At 68.7% G+C, this 14537-nt stretch carries 14 protein-coding genes and 1 pseudogene; 3 read left to right on the top strand and 12 right to left on the bottom strand.

What is annotated here, in order from left to right; genetic code table 11:
• Positions 1 to 3 precede the first annotated feature (3 nt).
• Both CAL24_RS07720 and CAL24_RS07715 read right to left on the bottom strand, forming a co-directional pair.
• Positions 4 to 1260 carry a D-amino acid dehydrogenase gene (locus tag CAL24_RS07720; RefSeq protein WP_094806296.1) on the bottom strand — a complete coding sequence of 419 codons (1257 nt, stop codon included), beginning with the start codon at positions 1258 to 1260 and terminating at the stop codon, positions 4 to 6.
• 184 nt (positions 1261 to 1444) lie between these two features.
• Positions 1445 to 2491, bottom strand: coding sequence for a CDP-6-deoxy-delta-3,4-glucoseen reductase (locus CAL24_RS07715; RefSeq protein ID WP_094806295.1), 1047 nt, complete (start codon positions 2489 to 2491; stop codon positions 1445 to 1447).
• A 208-nt stretch (positions 2492 to 2699) separates the two neighbouring features.
• Here CAL24_RS07715 and sugE point away from each other — a divergent pair, with 208 nt between their 5' ends.
• Positions 2700 to 3014, top strand: a complete 315-nt coding sequence (gene sugE / locus CAL24_RS07710; RefSeq protein ID WP_094806294.1) for a quaternary ammonium compound efflux SMR transporter SugE — start codon at positions 2700 to 2702, stop codon at positions 3012 to 3014.
• A gap of 29 nt (positions 3015 to 3043) precedes the next feature.
• Here sugE and CAL24_RS07705 read toward each other — a convergent pair whose 3' ends face one another.
• From CAL24_RS07705 to CAL24_RS07660, 10 genes are all read right to left on the bottom strand, one after another.
• Complete coding sequence (locus tag CAL24_RS07705; RefSeq protein WP_094806293.1) at positions 3044 to 3916, bottom strand: MOSC domain-containing protein; 873 nt, start codon at positions 3914 to 3916, stop codon at positions 3044 to 3046.
• A 91-nt stretch (positions 3917 to 4007) separates the two neighbouring features.
• The gene (locus CAL24_RS07700) at positions 4008 to 4895 is read right to left on the bottom strand and encodes a GntR family transcriptional regulator (protein ID WP_094806292.1); all 888 of its coding nucleotides are present in this window, start codon (positions 4893 to 4895) and stop codon (positions 4008 to 4010) included.
• A gap of 5 nt (positions 4896 to 4900) precedes the next feature.
• Positions 4901 to 5956: a 4-hydroxythreonine-4-phosphate dehydrogenase PdxA gene (gene pdxA, locus CAL24_RS07695; protein WP_094806291.1), complete on the bottom strand. Its 1056-nt coding sequence runs from the start codon at positions 5954 to 5956 to the stop codon at positions 4901 to 4903.
• Complete coding sequence (gene dtnK, locus CAL24_RS07690; RefSeq protein WP_094806289.1) at positions 5953 to 7167, bottom strand: D-threonate kinase; 1215 nt, start codon at positions 7165 to 7167, stop codon at positions 5953 to 5955. The genes pdxA and dtnK overlap by 4 nt, the downstream gene beginning before the upstream one ends.
• Positions 7168 to 7169: 2 nt before the next feature.
• Positions 7170 to 8195, bottom strand: coding sequence for a 2-keto-3-deoxygluconate permease (locus tag CAL24_RS07685; protein WP_094806287.1), 1026 nt, complete (start codon positions 8193 to 8195; stop codon positions 7170 to 7172).
• A 204-nt stretch (positions 8196 to 8399) separates the two neighbouring features.
• Positions 8400 to 9323 (bottom strand): ectoine hydroxylase, encoded by a 924-nt coding sequence (gene thpD, locus CAL24_RS07680; protein WP_028353556.1) that lies wholly within the window; start codon positions 9321 to 9323, stop codon positions 8400 to 8402.
• A gap of 17 nt (positions 9324 to 9340) precedes the next feature.
• Positions 9341 to 9742: an ectoine synthase gene (locus tag CAL24_RS07675; RefSeq protein ID WP_028353557.1), complete on the bottom strand. Its 402-nt coding sequence runs from the start codon at positions 9740 to 9742 to the stop codon at positions 9341 to 9343.
• A complete protein-coding gene (gene ectB, locus CAL24_RS07670; RefSeq protein WP_028353558.1) occupies positions 9739 to 11046 on the bottom strand; it encodes a diaminobutyrate--2-oxoglutarate transaminase in 1308 nt (435 codons plus the stop codon). Before ectB ends, CAL24_RS07675 begins: the two co-directional genes overlap by 4 nt.
• Before the next feature lie 119 nt (positions 11047 to 11165).
• Complete coding sequence (gene ectA, locus CAL24_RS07665; protein WP_038853189.1) at positions 11166 to 11732, bottom strand: diaminobutyrate acetyltransferase; 567 nt, start codon at positions 11730 to 11732, stop codon at positions 11166 to 11168.
• Positions 11729 to 12274: a MarR family winged helix-turn-helix transcriptional regulator gene (locus tag CAL24_RS07660; RefSeq protein WP_028353560.1), complete on the bottom strand. Its 546-nt coding sequence runs from the start codon at positions 12272 to 12274 to the stop codon at positions 11729 to 11731. The genes ectA and CAL24_RS07660 overlap by 4 nt, the downstream gene beginning before the upstream one ends.
• A 242-nt stretch (positions 12275 to 12516) precedes the next feature.
• Between CAL24_RS07660 and CAL24_RS07655 the strand changes: the two are divergent.
• Together CAL24_RS07655 and CAL24_RS07650 are read left to right on the top strand one after the other, a co-directional pair.
• Positions 12517 to 13523 (top strand): annotated as a pseudogene (locus CAL24_RS07655) (MurR/RpiR family transcriptional regulator).
• A 46-nt stretch (positions 13524 to 13569) separates the two neighbouring features.
• Entirely contained in the window at positions 13570 to 14535 is a 966-nt protein-coding gene (locus tag CAL24_RS07650; RefSeq protein ID WP_094806285.1) for a Bug family tripartite tricarboxylate transporter substrate binding protein, read from the top strand.
• Positions 14536 to 14537 lie beyond the last annotated feature (2 nt).

The raw sequence follows: 14537 nt of genomic DNA, 5'->3' as shown, positions 1-14537 counted from the left end.
GGTTCACAGACCAAGAAAAGGAAAATCGGGCTCCGGCTTGCGTCCGCTGAGCAGATCGGCCAGGGCCCGGCCCGAACCTGCTCCCATGGTCCAGCCCAGCGTACCGTGGCCTGTATTCAGGTACAGGTTGGAAATGCGGGTACGACCGATGAGGGGCACGTTCGAAGGGGTGGACGGGCGCAACCCCGACCAATAGCTGACGCTCTCGAAATCGAGCGCGTCGGGAAACAGTTCGCGCGCCAGGCGCGTCAGGGATTCGCAGCGGCCGGCGTTCAGCGCGCGCGAGTAGCCGGAGAGTTCGGCGGTGCCCGCCATGCGCAGGCGGTCGCCGAGCCGCGAGAACACCACCTTGTGGCTGCTGTCGGTGAGGCTCACCGAAGGCGCGCGCGCCGGATCGCGCACCGCGAAGGTGGCCGAATAGCCCTTGGCCGGATAGACGTTGCAGGGCACGCCCAGCGGCCGCACCAGGCGGGGGCTGAAGCTGCCCAGCGCGACCACGTAGGCGTCGGCCGAGATGCGGCCGAAGCGCCCGTCGGGCTGGATGACTTCCAGGGCCTGCACCTGCCCGCCCTGGCTGACCAGGCGGGTGGCGGTGGTTTCGTAGCGGAATTCGACGCCGGCCGCCTCGCAGCGGCTGGCCAGCCCGGCGGCGAACAGGTGGACGTCGCCGCTTTCGTCTTCGGGCGTGTAGTCGCCGCCGACGATGGTGGCGCGATGCGGCGCCAGGGCGGGCTCGATGGCGATGACCTCGTCGGTGCCGATCACGCGGCGCTCGACGCCGAAATCGCGCATCAGGCCGGCGGCCTTCTGCGAGGTTTCGAATTCGTGCGGATCACGATAGAAATTCAGGATGCCACGCTCGAGGTGGTCGTAGGGGATGCCCAGCTCGGCGCGCAGGGCCTGCAGCGTGGCGCGGCTGTATTCGGCCAGGCGCACCATGGCGCGGATGTTGGGCGCCAGGCGGCCGGGCAGGCATTCGCGCAGGAACGCCAGCCCCCATGCCCATTGCCGCCAGTCCAGCTGGGGACGGAACAACAGCGGGGCGTCGTCCTGGAACATCCATTTGAGCAGCTTGAGCGGCGCCTGGGGATTGGCCCACGGCTCGGCGTACGAGACGGAAATCTGGCCGCCGTTGGCCAGGCTGGTTTCCTGGGCCGGGCCGGGGCGGCGGTCGACCACCACGACATCGTGGCCGGCCTGGCGTAGCCACCAGGCGCTGGAAATGCCGATGATGCCGCTACCCAATACCGCTACTTTCATGCGCGCCTTGCTCCTTGCGCCGCCGGCTGCAGCGGGCGGCCCCCCTGCTGTCGCGGCTCGATCCGATCGAGATGTCGGTGCGGCAGTTTACTGCGCCGCCCGGCCCTCGCCTATGACATAAACAAAGGGGGGGTTTCCATTTGCACCCGAAGGTTTCCCGCCGGCTGGGCCGACTCGCGCGGCCTCAGGCGCCCGCCCGGGCCAGGTCGGCCTCGGAGGTGAACGCGTCCGCGTAGAACTCTTCCGGCGGCAGGCCGCACTGGGCGGAGAATTCGCGGCGCGCGGCATCGACCATGGGAGGAGCGCCGCAGGCGTACACCTGGTGGCCCGACAGGTCGGGGAGGTCCTGCAGCACCGCCTCGTGCACGAAGCCGGTGCGGCCGGTCCAGCCGTCTTCGGGCAGGCCATCCGAGACGACCGGCACATAGCGGAAGTCGGGCAGCGACTGCGCCCAGGACTGCGCCAGTTCGTGCATGTAGAGATCGCGCGGCCGCCGCCCGCCCCAGTACAGGGCGACCGGCCGGCGGATGCCGTGATGGGCCATGTGCTCGACGATGGCCTTGACGGGCGCGAACCCGGTGCCGCTGGCCAGCAGCACGATGGGCTTGTCGCTGTCTTCGCGCAGGAAGAACGAACCGAACGGCCCTTCCAGGCGCAGGATTTCGCGCACTTTCATCTGCGTGTCGCCGGCCCCGAAGACGTGGTCGGTGAATACCCCGCCCGGCATGTGGCGGATGTGCAGCTCGAGCGGGCTGCCGGTATGCGGCGCGCCGGCCATGGAATAGCTGCGGCGCTTGCCGTCCTTGAGGATGACTTCGATGTACTGGCCCGCATAGTAGCGGAACGGCTCGGCCGCCGGCAGTTGCAGGCGCAGCACGGTGACGTCGGGCGCCGCCAGGTCGAGCGCCTGCACGCGCGCCGGCAGCTTGCGGATCTGGATGTCGCTGGCCAGCCGGACCTCGGTCGACTCGATGACCAGGTCGGACTGCGGCTGCGCCTGGCAGAACAGCGTGTAGCCCTGCGCGAGCTCTTCGGGCGAGAGGATCTGCGCCGGGTATTCGCCGGCGTCGACCGTGCCGGAAACGACCTTGCCCTTGCAGGTGGAGCAAGCGCCGTTGCGGCAGCTGTAGGGCAGCACGATGCCGGCCGCCAGGGCGGCGTCGAGCACCGTCTGGCCGGTCTCGACCGGGAACTGATGCTGGCTGGGTTGTACGGTGACCTGGAAACTCATGAGTACGACCTTGTGAAAAATGCGCGTGGCCGGTGCGGCGGCCGACGGACAAGCGGCCGTACCCGGCAGTCAATCTCCTATTCTATAATCTTTGGCGCGCCGGGACGGCCTGGCGCCATGCGCCGGCCCGTGCCGGCGGCTGTACTTCCCGGGGACGGCCCCATACAAGCCGGCCAACGCGCCGGCCTTTCCTGAAATGGGGCATTCCATGACCTGGATCATTCTTGTATTGGCGGGGTTGTTCGAAGTGGTGTGGGCCGTCGGCCTGAAATACACCCATGGCTTCACCCGCCTGGTTCCCTCGCTGATCACCCTGGCCGGCATGATCATCAGCTTCTGGCTGTTGTCGCTGGCCATGAAAAGCCTGCCGCTCGGCACGGCTTATGCCGTGTGGGTGGGCATCGGCGCGCTGGGCGCCTTCGTGGCCGGCATCGTGCTGTTCGGCGAAAGCATGAGCGCCATGCGGGTGATCAGCGTGCTGCTGATCGCCGCGGGCCTGGTCGGCCTGAAGCTGTCCTCCTGACCGCGCCGGCCCGTGAGGGCCGGCCGGCGTCAGAAATCCAGTTCGATGTCGACCGCGTCGCCGGCGCGCAGGCGCGCGCCGGGCGGCGCGTCGACGATGGCGTTCTGGCCGAACACCACGCCGATCTCCAGCTGGCGGTAGCCCGCCAGCGTGCGGCCCGGCTCTTCATGGCGCTCGCCCGTGCGCTGGTCGATGTTGGGCATGGGGCAGCGCGTACAGGGCTTGACGAAGGCCAGGCGCACCTCGCCCGCCGACACCATGGCGGTGTGGTCTTCCTCGTACGCCTCCCAGTCGCCCTCGATGACGATGTTGGGGCGAAAGCGGTTCATGGGCACGGCCGGCTCGCCGCGCGCCGCCAGGCGTGCGTTGAGGTCGTCGAGCGAGGCCTGGTTGGTCACCAGCAGCGGGAACCCGTCGGCGAAGCCGAACACGTGGTCGCCCGCGAAATGCCCGGCCAGCTCGGCATGATTGCCGCGCCAGCGGTCCACCCATTCCGGCTTGGCGGGTCGGCGGGCTTGCGCGTCCAGCTTGACCAGCACGCAGTCGAGCCCCAGCACGCGGCTGAGCCAGGCCGCGGCCTCGGCGCTCTCCTCGCGCGCGGGCACGCTGTCCTTCCATACGGTGACTTCGCGGACAGTGGCGCCCAATTGCGAACCGTCGAGCGGCACGCGCAAGGCCGGCACGCCGGGCGCATGCAGCTCCAGGGCATCGGCCGTGATGGCGGGACGGATCAGTGCCATGGCCGGCCACTGGCGCTGGGTCATGAACTGGCCCTGGGCGGTGAGAATCATCCAGCGGCGGTCGCCGGCCAGCCCGGCGCGGTCGATGGGGGACTCGGCCAGGTCGATGCCGGCGCAGGATTTGATTGGATAGATGTGCAGGCTGACGATGCGGGCGGTCATGGCGGCAATGCAATCGGAGGGAGGCGCCCAAGCATAGCATCCGCTATCGAAGGCGCCGGCGCGGGCTGGCAGGCTCCGTTGCCGGCGCTGGCTAAGCCTTGCCGCGCAGGCGGCGCACCTGGTCGAGCGCCGCGCACAGCGCCTGCTCGACGGCCTCCAGCGAGGCGTCTGGCTGGAAGCCGGCCGGCGCGCCGGCTGGCGCATCCGGCAAGGCCGGCTGTATCTGTTCGCCGGCCGGACTGACATCCACGTCGAACACCAGTTTTTCGGCGCGATGCCAGGTGGTGAACCACTCGAGCGGGCGGCCGTCCTGATCGAAGCCCTGCCCTTCCAGCATCAGCAGCGGGCTGCCGGATGGCACGCCGAGCGCGCGCGCCAGGGTGGCGTCCGCCCCCACGGCGCGGATGCGGTTGCGTCCGCGCCCGGGGTGCAGGCCGAAACGCTGCGCCAGCGTGCGATGTAGCGAGGCATCGTGCAGATGTTCGGCCGCCAGGCCCGGCAGGCGCGCGCGCGGCAGCCATGTGCGCACGAAGGCCAGCGTTTCGTCGTCGACGCTGCGCAGGCGCTCCAGCAGCAAGGCATCGGCTGTGCCGAAGAACGCGGCGACGTCGGGCGGCGCCGTCGCGGGCTCGCAGCGCAGGACCCGGGTGCGCAGCGCCGTGCCGATGCTGGCGAACTGCTCGAACAGGCCAGTGGAGCGCTGCACCATCCGATGATGCTCGAGCGGAGGCGCCACGGTCGGCGCGCGGCCCGGCTCGCGCCGGATGGCCCCTTCGGCCACCAGCGCCGCCAGGGCCTGCCGCACGACGCTGCGCGCCACGCCGAACTGACGGCACAGCGCCGCCTCGCTGGGCAGCGCGGTGCCGGGCGCCAGGCGTCGTCCGCCGATCTCGCGGCGCAGGGCCTGGGCGACCTGCGCATGCAGGGGATGGGCGCTGGAGCGATCCAGCGATGCGACGGTACTGGCGGACGACGCCATGGAAATCAGCCTCCGGTGGTGGAGCGCGCAGTTTCCCATACATGCGACCAGCCGGGGGCCAGGTGGGCGGCGCGTTCGGCCGCCAGGACCAGGCTTTCCTCGCGCGCCACGCCCTGTCCGGCAATGTCGAAGGCGGTGCCGTGGTCGACCGACACCCGCACCACCGGCAAGCCCACGGTGATGTTGACGCCATCGTCGCCGTAGACCGACTTGAACGGCGCATGGCCCTGGTCGTGGTAGCAGGCGATGACGAACTGCCACTTGCCCCGTACCGCCTGCGGGAACAGCGCGTCGGCGGGGATCGGCCCGGCGGCGCGGATGCCGGCCGCGTTGGCCTCGGCTACCGCGGGAGCCAGGATGTCGGCATCCTCGCTGCCGAAAATGCCGTTCTCGCCGGCATGCGGATTGAGGCCGGCGACCGCCACCGGCTCGTCGCCGCGGCCCAGCGCGCGGGCGAACGAGCCGGCCAGGCGCAACACGGCGCGCATGCGCTGCGGCGTCACGTCCTCGATGGCCTGGCGCAGCGACACGTGCGTGGTGGCATGGAAGATGTACAGCTCGCCCGCCGACAGCACCAGCGAGAAGGTCTTCACGCCGAACTCGTGCGCCAGCAGTTCGGTGTGCCCGGGCCATTTGTGGCCCGCCATGTGCATGGCGGCCTTGTTCAGCGGCGCGGTCACGATGCCGTCGATGCGGCCCTCGCGGGCCAGCGCGCAGGCCGTGGTGACAAAGCGCACCGAGCCGTCGCCGGCATCGGCGTTGAGCTCGCCCAGGGGCACGTGCTCGAGCGAGGGCCCGGCCTGGATGACTTCGATGGTGCCAGGCGCGTTGCGGACCTGTTCGGGGCCCTCGACCACGCGCACTTGCGCCGCGTCGGCGCCGAGGGCCTGCACGGCCTTGCGCAGCGCGGCGGCATCGCCGACCACGACCAGGCGCGCGCGCTGGCGCAGGTCGTCATGGCCCAGCAGCATCTTGGCCGTGATCTCCGGCCCGATGCCGGCGACATCGCCCAGCGTCACGGCCAGAGTGGGAATACGGGGGGATGCGGGGTCTTGCGTCATGATGTGAATCTCCGTTCGCGGACCGCACGCGCGGCCCGGATCAATACGTCGTCGGCGCCGAAGCCGCCGGCCTTGGTCACGATGGGCAGTCCGGCGGCCGGGCCGCCGGTCAGCGTGCCGAGCGGCACGCCCCCGGTGACCTCGTCCACCAGCGCAATGCCGCCGGCCTGCACGGCGGCCAGCACCGCGCTGGCGCCATCGCCGCCGGTGGCCACCACGCCGGCGCAGCCGCCGGCCTCGATCAATTGCCCGGCCAGGCCGCCCAGGCGCGCGGCGACCGTGTCCGAGTCCAGCCCGGCCAACCGGCCTTCCGGCGCCAGCAGCAAGAGCGTGGCGGCCGTATCGGCGCCGGGCGCGCTGCCGCGCACGGCGCTACACCAGGCGTGCCAGGCCGCGTCGTCAGCCAATTGCGCCAGCGTGGGCGACCAGACTTGCGCGCCGGCCGCCTGCAACGCGGCGGCCTGGCGGCGTGCCGCGCTGTGCTGCGACGTCACCACCACGACCACCGGGCCGCGCGACTCGGCGCCGGCCCACAGGCGCGCCAGCGGCGCGGCCAGGCCGCCGGAGCCCACCGGCAATGCCCGCTCGCCGATCAGCGCGATGGCGCAGGCCAGGCGCTCGATATCCGCCGGCGTGACGGCATCGACCACCACCACGGCTCCGGCCTGCTGGATGCGCGCCGCCAGCGCCTCGGCGGTTTCGCCGTCGATCGCCGCGAGCTGCGCGCCGCCCAGCAGGGTCGGGATATGGCTCTCGGTGACCGGAGTGACCGGGTCGGTGGCCGCCGACGTCTCGGTGACCGGCCGGCCATCCACGTACAGGACGCCGCCGCGCACGGTGCGCCCGGTGGCGGGAAAGGCCGGGCATACCACGGCGATCGCGTCGGCGCGCCAGGCCTGGCGCGCCGCGTCGATCTCGGCCTTGAAGGCGCCGCGCAGCGTCGAGTCCACTTTCTTGTACAGCCGGCGCACCCCGGCGGCGCGCAGGGCCGCCACGTCGTCGCGCACCACGGCGGCCGCCTCGGGCGCCGGCAAGGGCCGGCTGTGGGTCGTGACGGCGATGACTTCGGCGCGGCGGGAGGCCGGATCGGCCAGGGCCTGTCCGGCCCGGCCCACCGACAATTGCGTCGGCCAGCCGGCGCGCACGAACTGCACGGCGGTGTCGCCCGAACCGGTCAGGTCGTCGGCGACGATGGCGATGAACGGGGCCACGCTCAGACCCTCGCCTCGGCGGGCTGCTCGCCGCCCTCGAGCGGCACGGCCACGTCGTCGGCCGGCTTGAGCTCGCCGGCCCGCTTCAGGAAGTACGAGGCCAGCACCGGCGCCAGGATCGAGCTGATCAGCACGCACGCGGCCACCTGCGCGGTGGCGGTGCTGACGTACTGTTGGAAGGTCGGATCGGCGGCGGCCACTACCGCGGGCGTGGCGATGGCATTGCCCGCCGTGGTGCCGGCGGCGAAACCGATGCCGCTCTTGCCGCCGCGGCGCAGGATGTAGCGGTAGCCCAGGTACACCAGGGCGCCGGTGATGGGGCTGATGAGCAGCCCCAGGATCAGCCCGGTGACACCGCCCGAGACCACGGCGCCCAGGTTGATGCCGGTGCCCAGCGCGAAAGCGAAGAACGGGATGACGATGTTGGGCACGGGCTTGAGCACGTTGCGCCACTGCACGTCCAGGTTGCCCACCAGCACGCCCAGCAGGAACGGCACCAGCGCGGCGACCAGCGCCGTCACGGGAATGTCGGCCAGGCCGGAAGCGCCCAGGAACAGCAGGCTGAAGAACGGCCCGTCGTTCACGGCGCTGGCCACGTAGGCGCCGCGGTCGCGGCCGTCGCCGTACTGGCCGGTATAGGCCAGCCACAGGCCGCCGTTGCTGTTGTCGAAGGCCGCCAGCATCGCCAGGATCGACACGCCGAGCACGCCATCCAGGCCGACGAAGCTGCCCAACAGCACGATCAGCGTGGCGGGCACGAGCGTCTTCATCAGCAGGATGGTGCCCGCGGTGGCCAGGATCGGGCCGCCCGTGCGCATGTTCACCTGGGTGCCGGTGGCGAAGATCAGCAGCGCGATCAGCGGCAGCGCGCTGTTCTTGAACAGCGCCGTGGTGAACCCGCCGATGGCCAGCGCGTCGGGAGCGAAGGTGCCGATGACCGAACCGAGGATGAGCGGCAACAGCATCAGGCCGCCCGGCACTTTCATCATGGCCGAATACATGGGGAAGCGGGAAACGTCGGAGTTCATGGGTGTCTCCAGGAGCTTTTATTGAAAGATAAAGGGCCGCCAGGCCGCGTGGGTGGTTCCGGACGATCCGGATGGTCGAAAACCCGCAGTGTACAACGATACGTACAACCTGTACGTACAGAACTGGGGATAAAAAAACCCCGGGAGGATCTCCCGGGGTCTCGCAGCCCGCTGGGCGGGCCGTGCATGGCGCCAGGGGGCGCGCTATTCGACCAGCTTCAGCTTGTCCAGCGGCGTGACCGCCTTGAAGGCCTTGCGCGTGGCGATGTGCTCCGGACGCGGGTCGAGCCCGTACTTCGGCGCATTGAGCGTGTTCTCCATGCTGTTGTAGACCATGAAGACATTGGCGCGCGGCCACGGCGAGATATTGCTGTTGGAGCCGTGCATGGTGTTGCAGTCGAAGAACACCACTGAACCGGCCTTGGCCATCATGGTGCGGATGCCGCCCTGCTCCACCAGCAGTTGCAGGCTGACCGGGTCGGGCACGCCGTATTCCTGCTTCTTCAGCGACTGCTTGTAGTGGTCGCGCGGGGTTTCGCCCACGCACGAGATGAACTGCCGATGCGAGCCCGGCACCAGCATCAGCGGGCCATTGCACTCGTTGTTGTCGCTCAGCAGCACCGAGCAGCTCAGCGCGCGCATCGCGGGCATGCCGTCTTCCACGTGCCAGGTCTCGAAGTCCGAGTGCCAGTAGAACTCTTTGCCCTTGAAGCCGGGCTTCATGTTGGCGCGCGACTGGTGGATGTACACCTCCGAGCCGAGCAACTGGCGCGCCACATTGGCCAGGCGCGGGTCGCGGGTCAGGCGGGCCAGCATGGGATTGAGCACGTGCACCATGAAGATCGAGCGCACGGCATTGCTGCCCGGCTCGGTGATGGCCTCTTCGCGGCGCACGATGGCCGGGTCGCGCGTCATGCGCTCGACCTCGGCGACCAGGGCCTGCACCTCGGCCTCGGTGAACACGTTTTCCAGCAGCAGGAAACCGTCGCGGTCGTACGACTGGACCTGGTCTGCGGACAGGGCATCGGCGTACTTGCCCTCGCCGTAGACCACGGGATCCTGGCGGGCGATGATGGCGGAACTGCGATCCGTACGCGAGGCGTACGGATCCTGGGCAGGTGAGATCATATTCAGACTCCTTGTTCTCAGGCCGCTTGCTCTTCGACTGGCAGCGCATAGACGCCATCGGCGTCGTGCACTTCCTGGCCGGTCAGCGGCGGGTTGAACACGCAGATGACGCGCAGCGGCTCCTTGCCGCCGCACAGCCAGTGCTCGTCGTTTTCGTTCAGGGCATACACCACGCCCGGTCCCAGCTCGTATTTCTTGCCGTCGGCGACCGTCTCGATGGAACCGTCGCCTTCGATGCACCAGACCGCTTCAAGATGGTTCTTGTAGTGGATGTGCGTGCGTCCGCCGGGAAAAATGGTGGTCTCGTGGAACGAGAATCCCATGCCGTCCTTCTTCAGCAGCACGCGGCGGCTGACCCAGGTTTCGGTACGGACCTCGTCCTTGGTCCCGATCACATCTTTCACATTGCGTACGATCATCGGCGTTTTCCTCCAAATTTCAGAACGCGGGCGGACTGCCCGCTTTCACCCAGCGCCTCGGCGACGGCGGCCTCGATGGTTTCCAGGCCGCGGGCCAGCAGATCGTCCTCGATGGTCAGCGCCGGCAGCAGCTTCAGCACTTCGTCTTGCGCGCCCGAGGTCTCGATGACGACGCCGCGCTTGAATGCCTGGTGCGCGATGCGATTGGCCAGCGCCGGATCGGCGGTGGTCACCAGGCCCTGGATCAGGCCGCGGCCGCGCACGGCCAGGCCGGCGTTGGGATAGCTGTGGGCCAGGTTCTCCAGCCAGTCGCGCACCAGCCGCTCCTTGCGCTGCACTTCGGTCGAGAACGCATCGCTGGCCCAGTAGGTGTCCAGCGCCTGGGTGGCGGTGACGAAGGCCAGGTTGTTGCCGCGGAACGTGCCGCTGTGCGCACCCGGCTTCCAGATGTCCAGCTCGGGCTTCATCAGCACCAGCGACATCGGCAGGCCGAAACCCGAGAGGGATTTCGACAGGGTGATGATGTCGGGGCGGATGCCGGCCGATTCGAAACTGAAGAAGCTGCCGGTGCGGCCGCAGCCCACCTGGATGTCGTCGACGATCAGCAGCATGTCGTGGCGGCGGCACAGCTTTTCCAGCTCCTTGAGCCAGCGCAGCGTGGCCACGTTGACGCCGCCCTCGCCTTGCACCGTCTCGACGATCACGCCGGCCGGCTTGTCCAGGCCGCTGCTGGGGTCTTCCAGCATGCGCTCGAGATAGGCGATGGTGTCGACGTCGGGACCGAAGTAGCCGTCGTACGGCATGAAGGTCGTGTTGCCCAGGGCATACCCGGCCGCGTCGCGGAACTTCATGTTGGCCGTCGCGGCCAGCGAGCCGCCACTGACGCCGTGGAATCCGTGGGTGAAGGAAATGATGTTGGAACGGCCCTTGACCTGGCGCGCGATCTTCAGCGCCGCCTCGACCGCGTTGGTGCCGGTCGGCCCGGTGAACTGCAGGGTGTATTGCCAGTTGCGCGGCTTGAGCAGCACGCGGTCGACGGCTTCCAGGAATTGCTTCTTGGCGCTGGTGGCCATGTCCAGGCCATGCACGACGCCGTCGGATTCCAGGTACTCGAGCAGTTTTTCCTTGAAGACAGGATTGTTGTGGCCGTAATTCAAGGTGCCCGCGCCGCTGAAGAAGTCGATGTACTCGCCACCTTCCTCATCGATCAGGACGGAGCCCCGCGCCTGATTGAATATCACCGGAAACGACCGGATGTAGCCTCGCACTTCCGACTCCATCCGGTCAAAGATTTTCAAGTCCATAGAATCCTCCCTTCAACTCGTGAATTGACAGACACAGCCGCCACCGACGCCCACATGGGCATTCGGGCAAGACTGCGTCCCGGTTCCGATAGGGCCGCCGGCCGGCGCCCCGCCGCGGGTCACGAACCCTGGCGGGACGGCAGCGTGAACGGACCTATCCTCAACAACATCTCGTCGTCATGGTCGGCGCCGCCGAACAATTGCCGGTCGAAGAACGGCTGCTCGGAAACGTGCGCGCCCAGCTCGCCGGCCAGGCCGGCGAAGGTGCGGCGCGATGCCTGGTTATCAGGCCCCACCGTGGTTTCAAGATGACGAACATGCTCCAGCTCCTTGCGCTGCAAGAGCTCGCGAAGCATGGCGCGGCCCAACCGTTGGCCGCGTGCGCGGGAATGCACGGCAACCTGCCAGACGAAGATCACGTCGGGCCGGGCTGGCGGCAAATATGCGGAAATGAACCCATCGATGCGGCCGCCGGCGCTTTCGGCCACCACGCAGGTGGCGCTGAAGTGCTCGCACAGCAGCAGATAGGCATACAGGGAATTGACGTCGAGCGGCGGGCACTCGGACACCAGGCGGTGCAGCGCGGCCCCGTCGGTGCGGCGCGGCGCCCGCAATTGCAGGCGCGGGGAAGCGGCCGGCTGGACGGCCGATGAAGACTGGGGGGTGTGCAGAGCTTGCCCCCTCATACGACCAGCCCCGATTCAGGCGGCGCCCCGCCGGTAGGCACTTCGAGAATGGGCGACGAGACATCGCCGTGCGCCTCGACCGCATGCCCTTCCTGTTCCATCAGGGTGACGATGCGCTCGAGCGCCAGGGTGATGGTGGCCTGCTCGAGTTCGGGCAGCGCATTGAGCGCGTCGGCCAGGTGTTTCTGCAGCGGCGACGGCGCCTGGGCGGCCAGCTCGCGGCCGGCGTCGGTGGCCGATACGAACACGATGCGGCGGTCTTCCCGGCCGCGCTCGCGGCGCACCAGGCCCTTGTCTTCCAGGCGGTCGAGAATGCCCACGACCGTGCTGGGGCTGACGTGGATTTCACGGCTGATGGCGGTGGCCGTCAGCGGCCCGTTGGCGATCACGGTGCGCAGGCACATGAGCTGGGGGGCGGTGATGTGGCTGACCGCCGCCAGCTGGCGCGAATGCAGCGCGATCGAGCGCGTGATGCGGCGCAGGGCACGCAGGATGCGCAAGTCGTACTGCTGTGACGGATCGGGCGAAGAAACGTTGTTCATGACTGAAAATAGTTCAGTAGGATTGATTTCTACTCAAATGATTCTACCCAGATAATATGCCGCCGCCGAGCCCAGGTCAACCCGCAATGACCACAAATTGTGAATAAATAAATTCATGTTTCAAGAAGATGATGAAAAATATCAACTTTTCAGGGGCGCTTGAAACAATCCCGGGAGGAATCCCGGCTGGACGCGGCACGACACGGCGCCCATCAGGATTACCCTGAGTCGCGAAAAAACATATGTTTTTTGATCGACCTGTTATTTATCATGTGTTTTTTCTTCTAGCCGCCCCGCTTCCCCGCCGTGCCGCCGCCCTTTCCGCCCCTGCCGGTATTGCAGCGCCTGCAAAGCCTGCTGGAACAGTTGTCGCCCGAACTGCAGCGGGCGGCGCACTGGGTGGCCGACCATCCGGCCGAAGTGGGCCTGTGGTCGATGCGCCGCCAGGCGCAGGCCGTGGGGGTGGCGCCGGCCACCATGCTGCGGCTCGCGCGGGCGGCCGGCTATGACAGCTACGAGGCGTTCCGGGGGGCCGTTCCAGCAGGCCCTGGCCGGCGAGCGCCCGGCCTCCCTGCGCGAGCGGGCCGCCGAACTGCAGGCCGCCGAGGGCAGCGCCGGCAAGCCGGGCCACGATGCGCTGACCAGCCTGCAGGCCGAGGCGATCCAGTCGGTCTGCTCGCTCAACAGCTCAGCGGCCTTCGACGCGGCGGTCAAGACCCTGCTGGAAGCGCGCCAGGTGGGGTTCCTGGGTTCGCGCTCGGCCTTCGGCATTGCCTTCCAGATGCACTATGCCTACCAGCTCGTGCGCCGCAACAGCACGCTCATCGACGGCCTGGGCGGGCTGCAGGCCGAGGCCATCGACAATCTGCGCGAAGGCGATGCGCTGGTCGCCATTTCCCAGGCGCCCTACCCGACCGCCACCGTGCGCCTGGCGCGCCAGGCGGCGCAGCAAGGCGTTGCCGTGATCGCGCTGACCGACGACACGCTGGCGCCGCTGGCCGTGCATTCGCGCCATGTATTGCTGTTCCAGCGCCCCGACCGCGACGGCGTGCGCGAGCGGCCGGCGCAGCGCGGGCCGGGTTCTTTCTTCCATACCACCGCCGGCCTGCTGGGCCTGGCCGAACACCTGATCGCCCGGCTGACCGCGCGCGGCGGCGAGGCGGTGCTGAACCGGCTGAGCGAAATCGAAGAACGCATGCAGGCCGACAAGGTGTTCTGGTCGGCCTACGTAGGGCAATCCAACCACTGAATCGATACAAGGGGAAAATACCGTGTCTCACACGCATGGCGGCAGCATGAAATCCCGGTTGTATGGCGCCCTGCTGTGCGCCGTGCTGGCGGCGCCCGCGGCCGCGGCCGCGCAGGATTATCCGCAACGGGCAATCAAGGTGGTCGTGCCGTCCGCCGCTGGCGGCTCGCCCGACATCATCATCCGCCTGCTGGCGCAACAGGTCGGCCAGGAACTCGGCCAGACGCTGGTGGTGGAAAACAAGCCGGGCTCGTCCGGCATCGCCGGCATCAGCGAGGTCTATCGCGCGCGGCCGGACGGCTATACCATCGGCTACGCCAACAACGTCACGCTGGCGATCAACCGCAGCACCTTCAAGGAGCTGCCCTACGACCCGGACCGTCTTGCGCCGATCGCGCTGCTGGTCAAGGTGGCCAATGTGCTGGCCGTCAACCCGCAGGTCCCGGCCCGGACGGCGCGCGAATTCGCCGACTACGTGAAACAGCATCCGGACCAGGTGACCTACGCCTCGCCCGGCCAGGGCACCTCTGGCCACCTGAGCGGCGAACTGTTGGCGCAAACCGCCGGCCTGCGCATGATGCACGTTCCCTATCGCGGCAGCCCCGCCGCCACCACCGACGTGATCGGCGGCACCGTGCAGGCCCTGATCGACAACACGCCCAGCATCGGACCGCATCTCCAGTCCGGCAAGCTGCGGCCGCTGGCCATCACCAGCCTGCAGCGCTCGCCGCTGTTTCCCGATGTGCCCACGGTCGCCGAAACGCTGCAGCCCGGTTTCGAAAGCGTCGCCTGGGGCGGCCTGGTGGCTCCGCCCGGCACGCCGGCCGATGTCGTGCAGAAACTCAATGCCGCCCTCAACAAGGCGCTGCAGGCGCCCGCCATCCGCGAGCGGCTGCAGGAGATGGGGGTGGAGATCGTCGGCGGCTCGCCCCAGGCGTTGGCGGACTATGCCGCACAGGAAGCCCACAAGTGGGCCGAAGTGGTCAAGCAGGCCAAACTGCCCGTGCAATGAGG

The sequence above is a fragment of the Bordetella genomosp. 2 genome (genome assembly GCF_002261345.1).
GTDB lineage: Bacteria > Pseudomonadota > Gammaproteobacteria > Burkholderiales > Burkholderiaceae_B > Bordetella_A.
Note: the sequence above shows the minus strand (reverse complement) of the source record. Positions and strands in the feature narration are given on the sequence as shown.

Coding starts and splice junctions, on each gene's coding strand:
- CAL24_RS07675 (WP_028353557.1), bottom strand. CDS start 9,742: ATGATCGTACGCAATGTGAAAGATGTGATCGGGACCAAGGACGAGGTC.
- pdxA (WP_094806291.1), bottom strand. CDS start 5,956: ATGACGCAAGACCCCGCATCCCCCCGTATTCCCACTCTGGCCGTGACG.
- thpD (WP_028353556.1), bottom strand. CDS start 9,323: ATGATCTCACCTGCCCAGGATCCGTACGCCTCGCGTACGGATCGCAGT.
- CAL24_RS07720 (WP_094806296.1), bottom strand. CDS start 1,260: ATGAAAGTAGCGGTATTGGGTAGCGGCATCATCGGCATTTCCAGCGCC.
- CAL24_RS07685 (WP_094806287.1), bottom strand. CDS start 8,195: ATGAACTCCGACGTTTCCCGCTTCCCCATGTATTCGGCCATGATGAAA.
- CAL24_RS07650 (WP_094806285.1), top strand. CDS start 13,570: ATGAAATCCCGGTTGTATGGCGCCCTGCTGTGCGCCGTGCTGGCGGCG.
- CAL24_RS07700 (WP_094806292.1), bottom strand. CDS start 4,895: ATGGCGTCGTCCGCCAGTACCGTCGCATCGCTGGATCGCTCCAGCGCC.
- CAL24_RS07660 (WP_028353560.1), bottom strand. CDS start 12,274: ATGAACAACGTTTCTTCGCCCGATCCGTCACAGCAGTACGACTTGCGC.
- CAL24_RS07715 (WP_094806295.1), bottom strand. CDS start 2,491: ATGAGTTTCCAGGTCACCGTACAACCCAGCCAGCATCAGTTCCCGGTC.
- CAL24_RS07705 (WP_094806293.1), bottom strand. CDS start 3,916: ATGACCGCCCGCATCGTCAGCCTGCACATCTATCCAATCAAATCCTGC.
- sugE (WP_094806294.1), top strand. CDS start 2,700: ATGACCTGGATCATTCTTGTATTGGCGGGGTTGTTCGAAGTGGTGTGG.
- ectA (WP_038853189.1), bottom strand. CDS start 11,732: ATGAGGGGGCAAGCTCTGCACACCCCCCAGTCTTCATCGGCCGTCCAG.
- ectB (WP_028353558.1), bottom strand. CDS start 11,046: ATGGACTTGAAAATCTTTGACCGGATGGAGTCGGAAGTGCGAGGCTAC.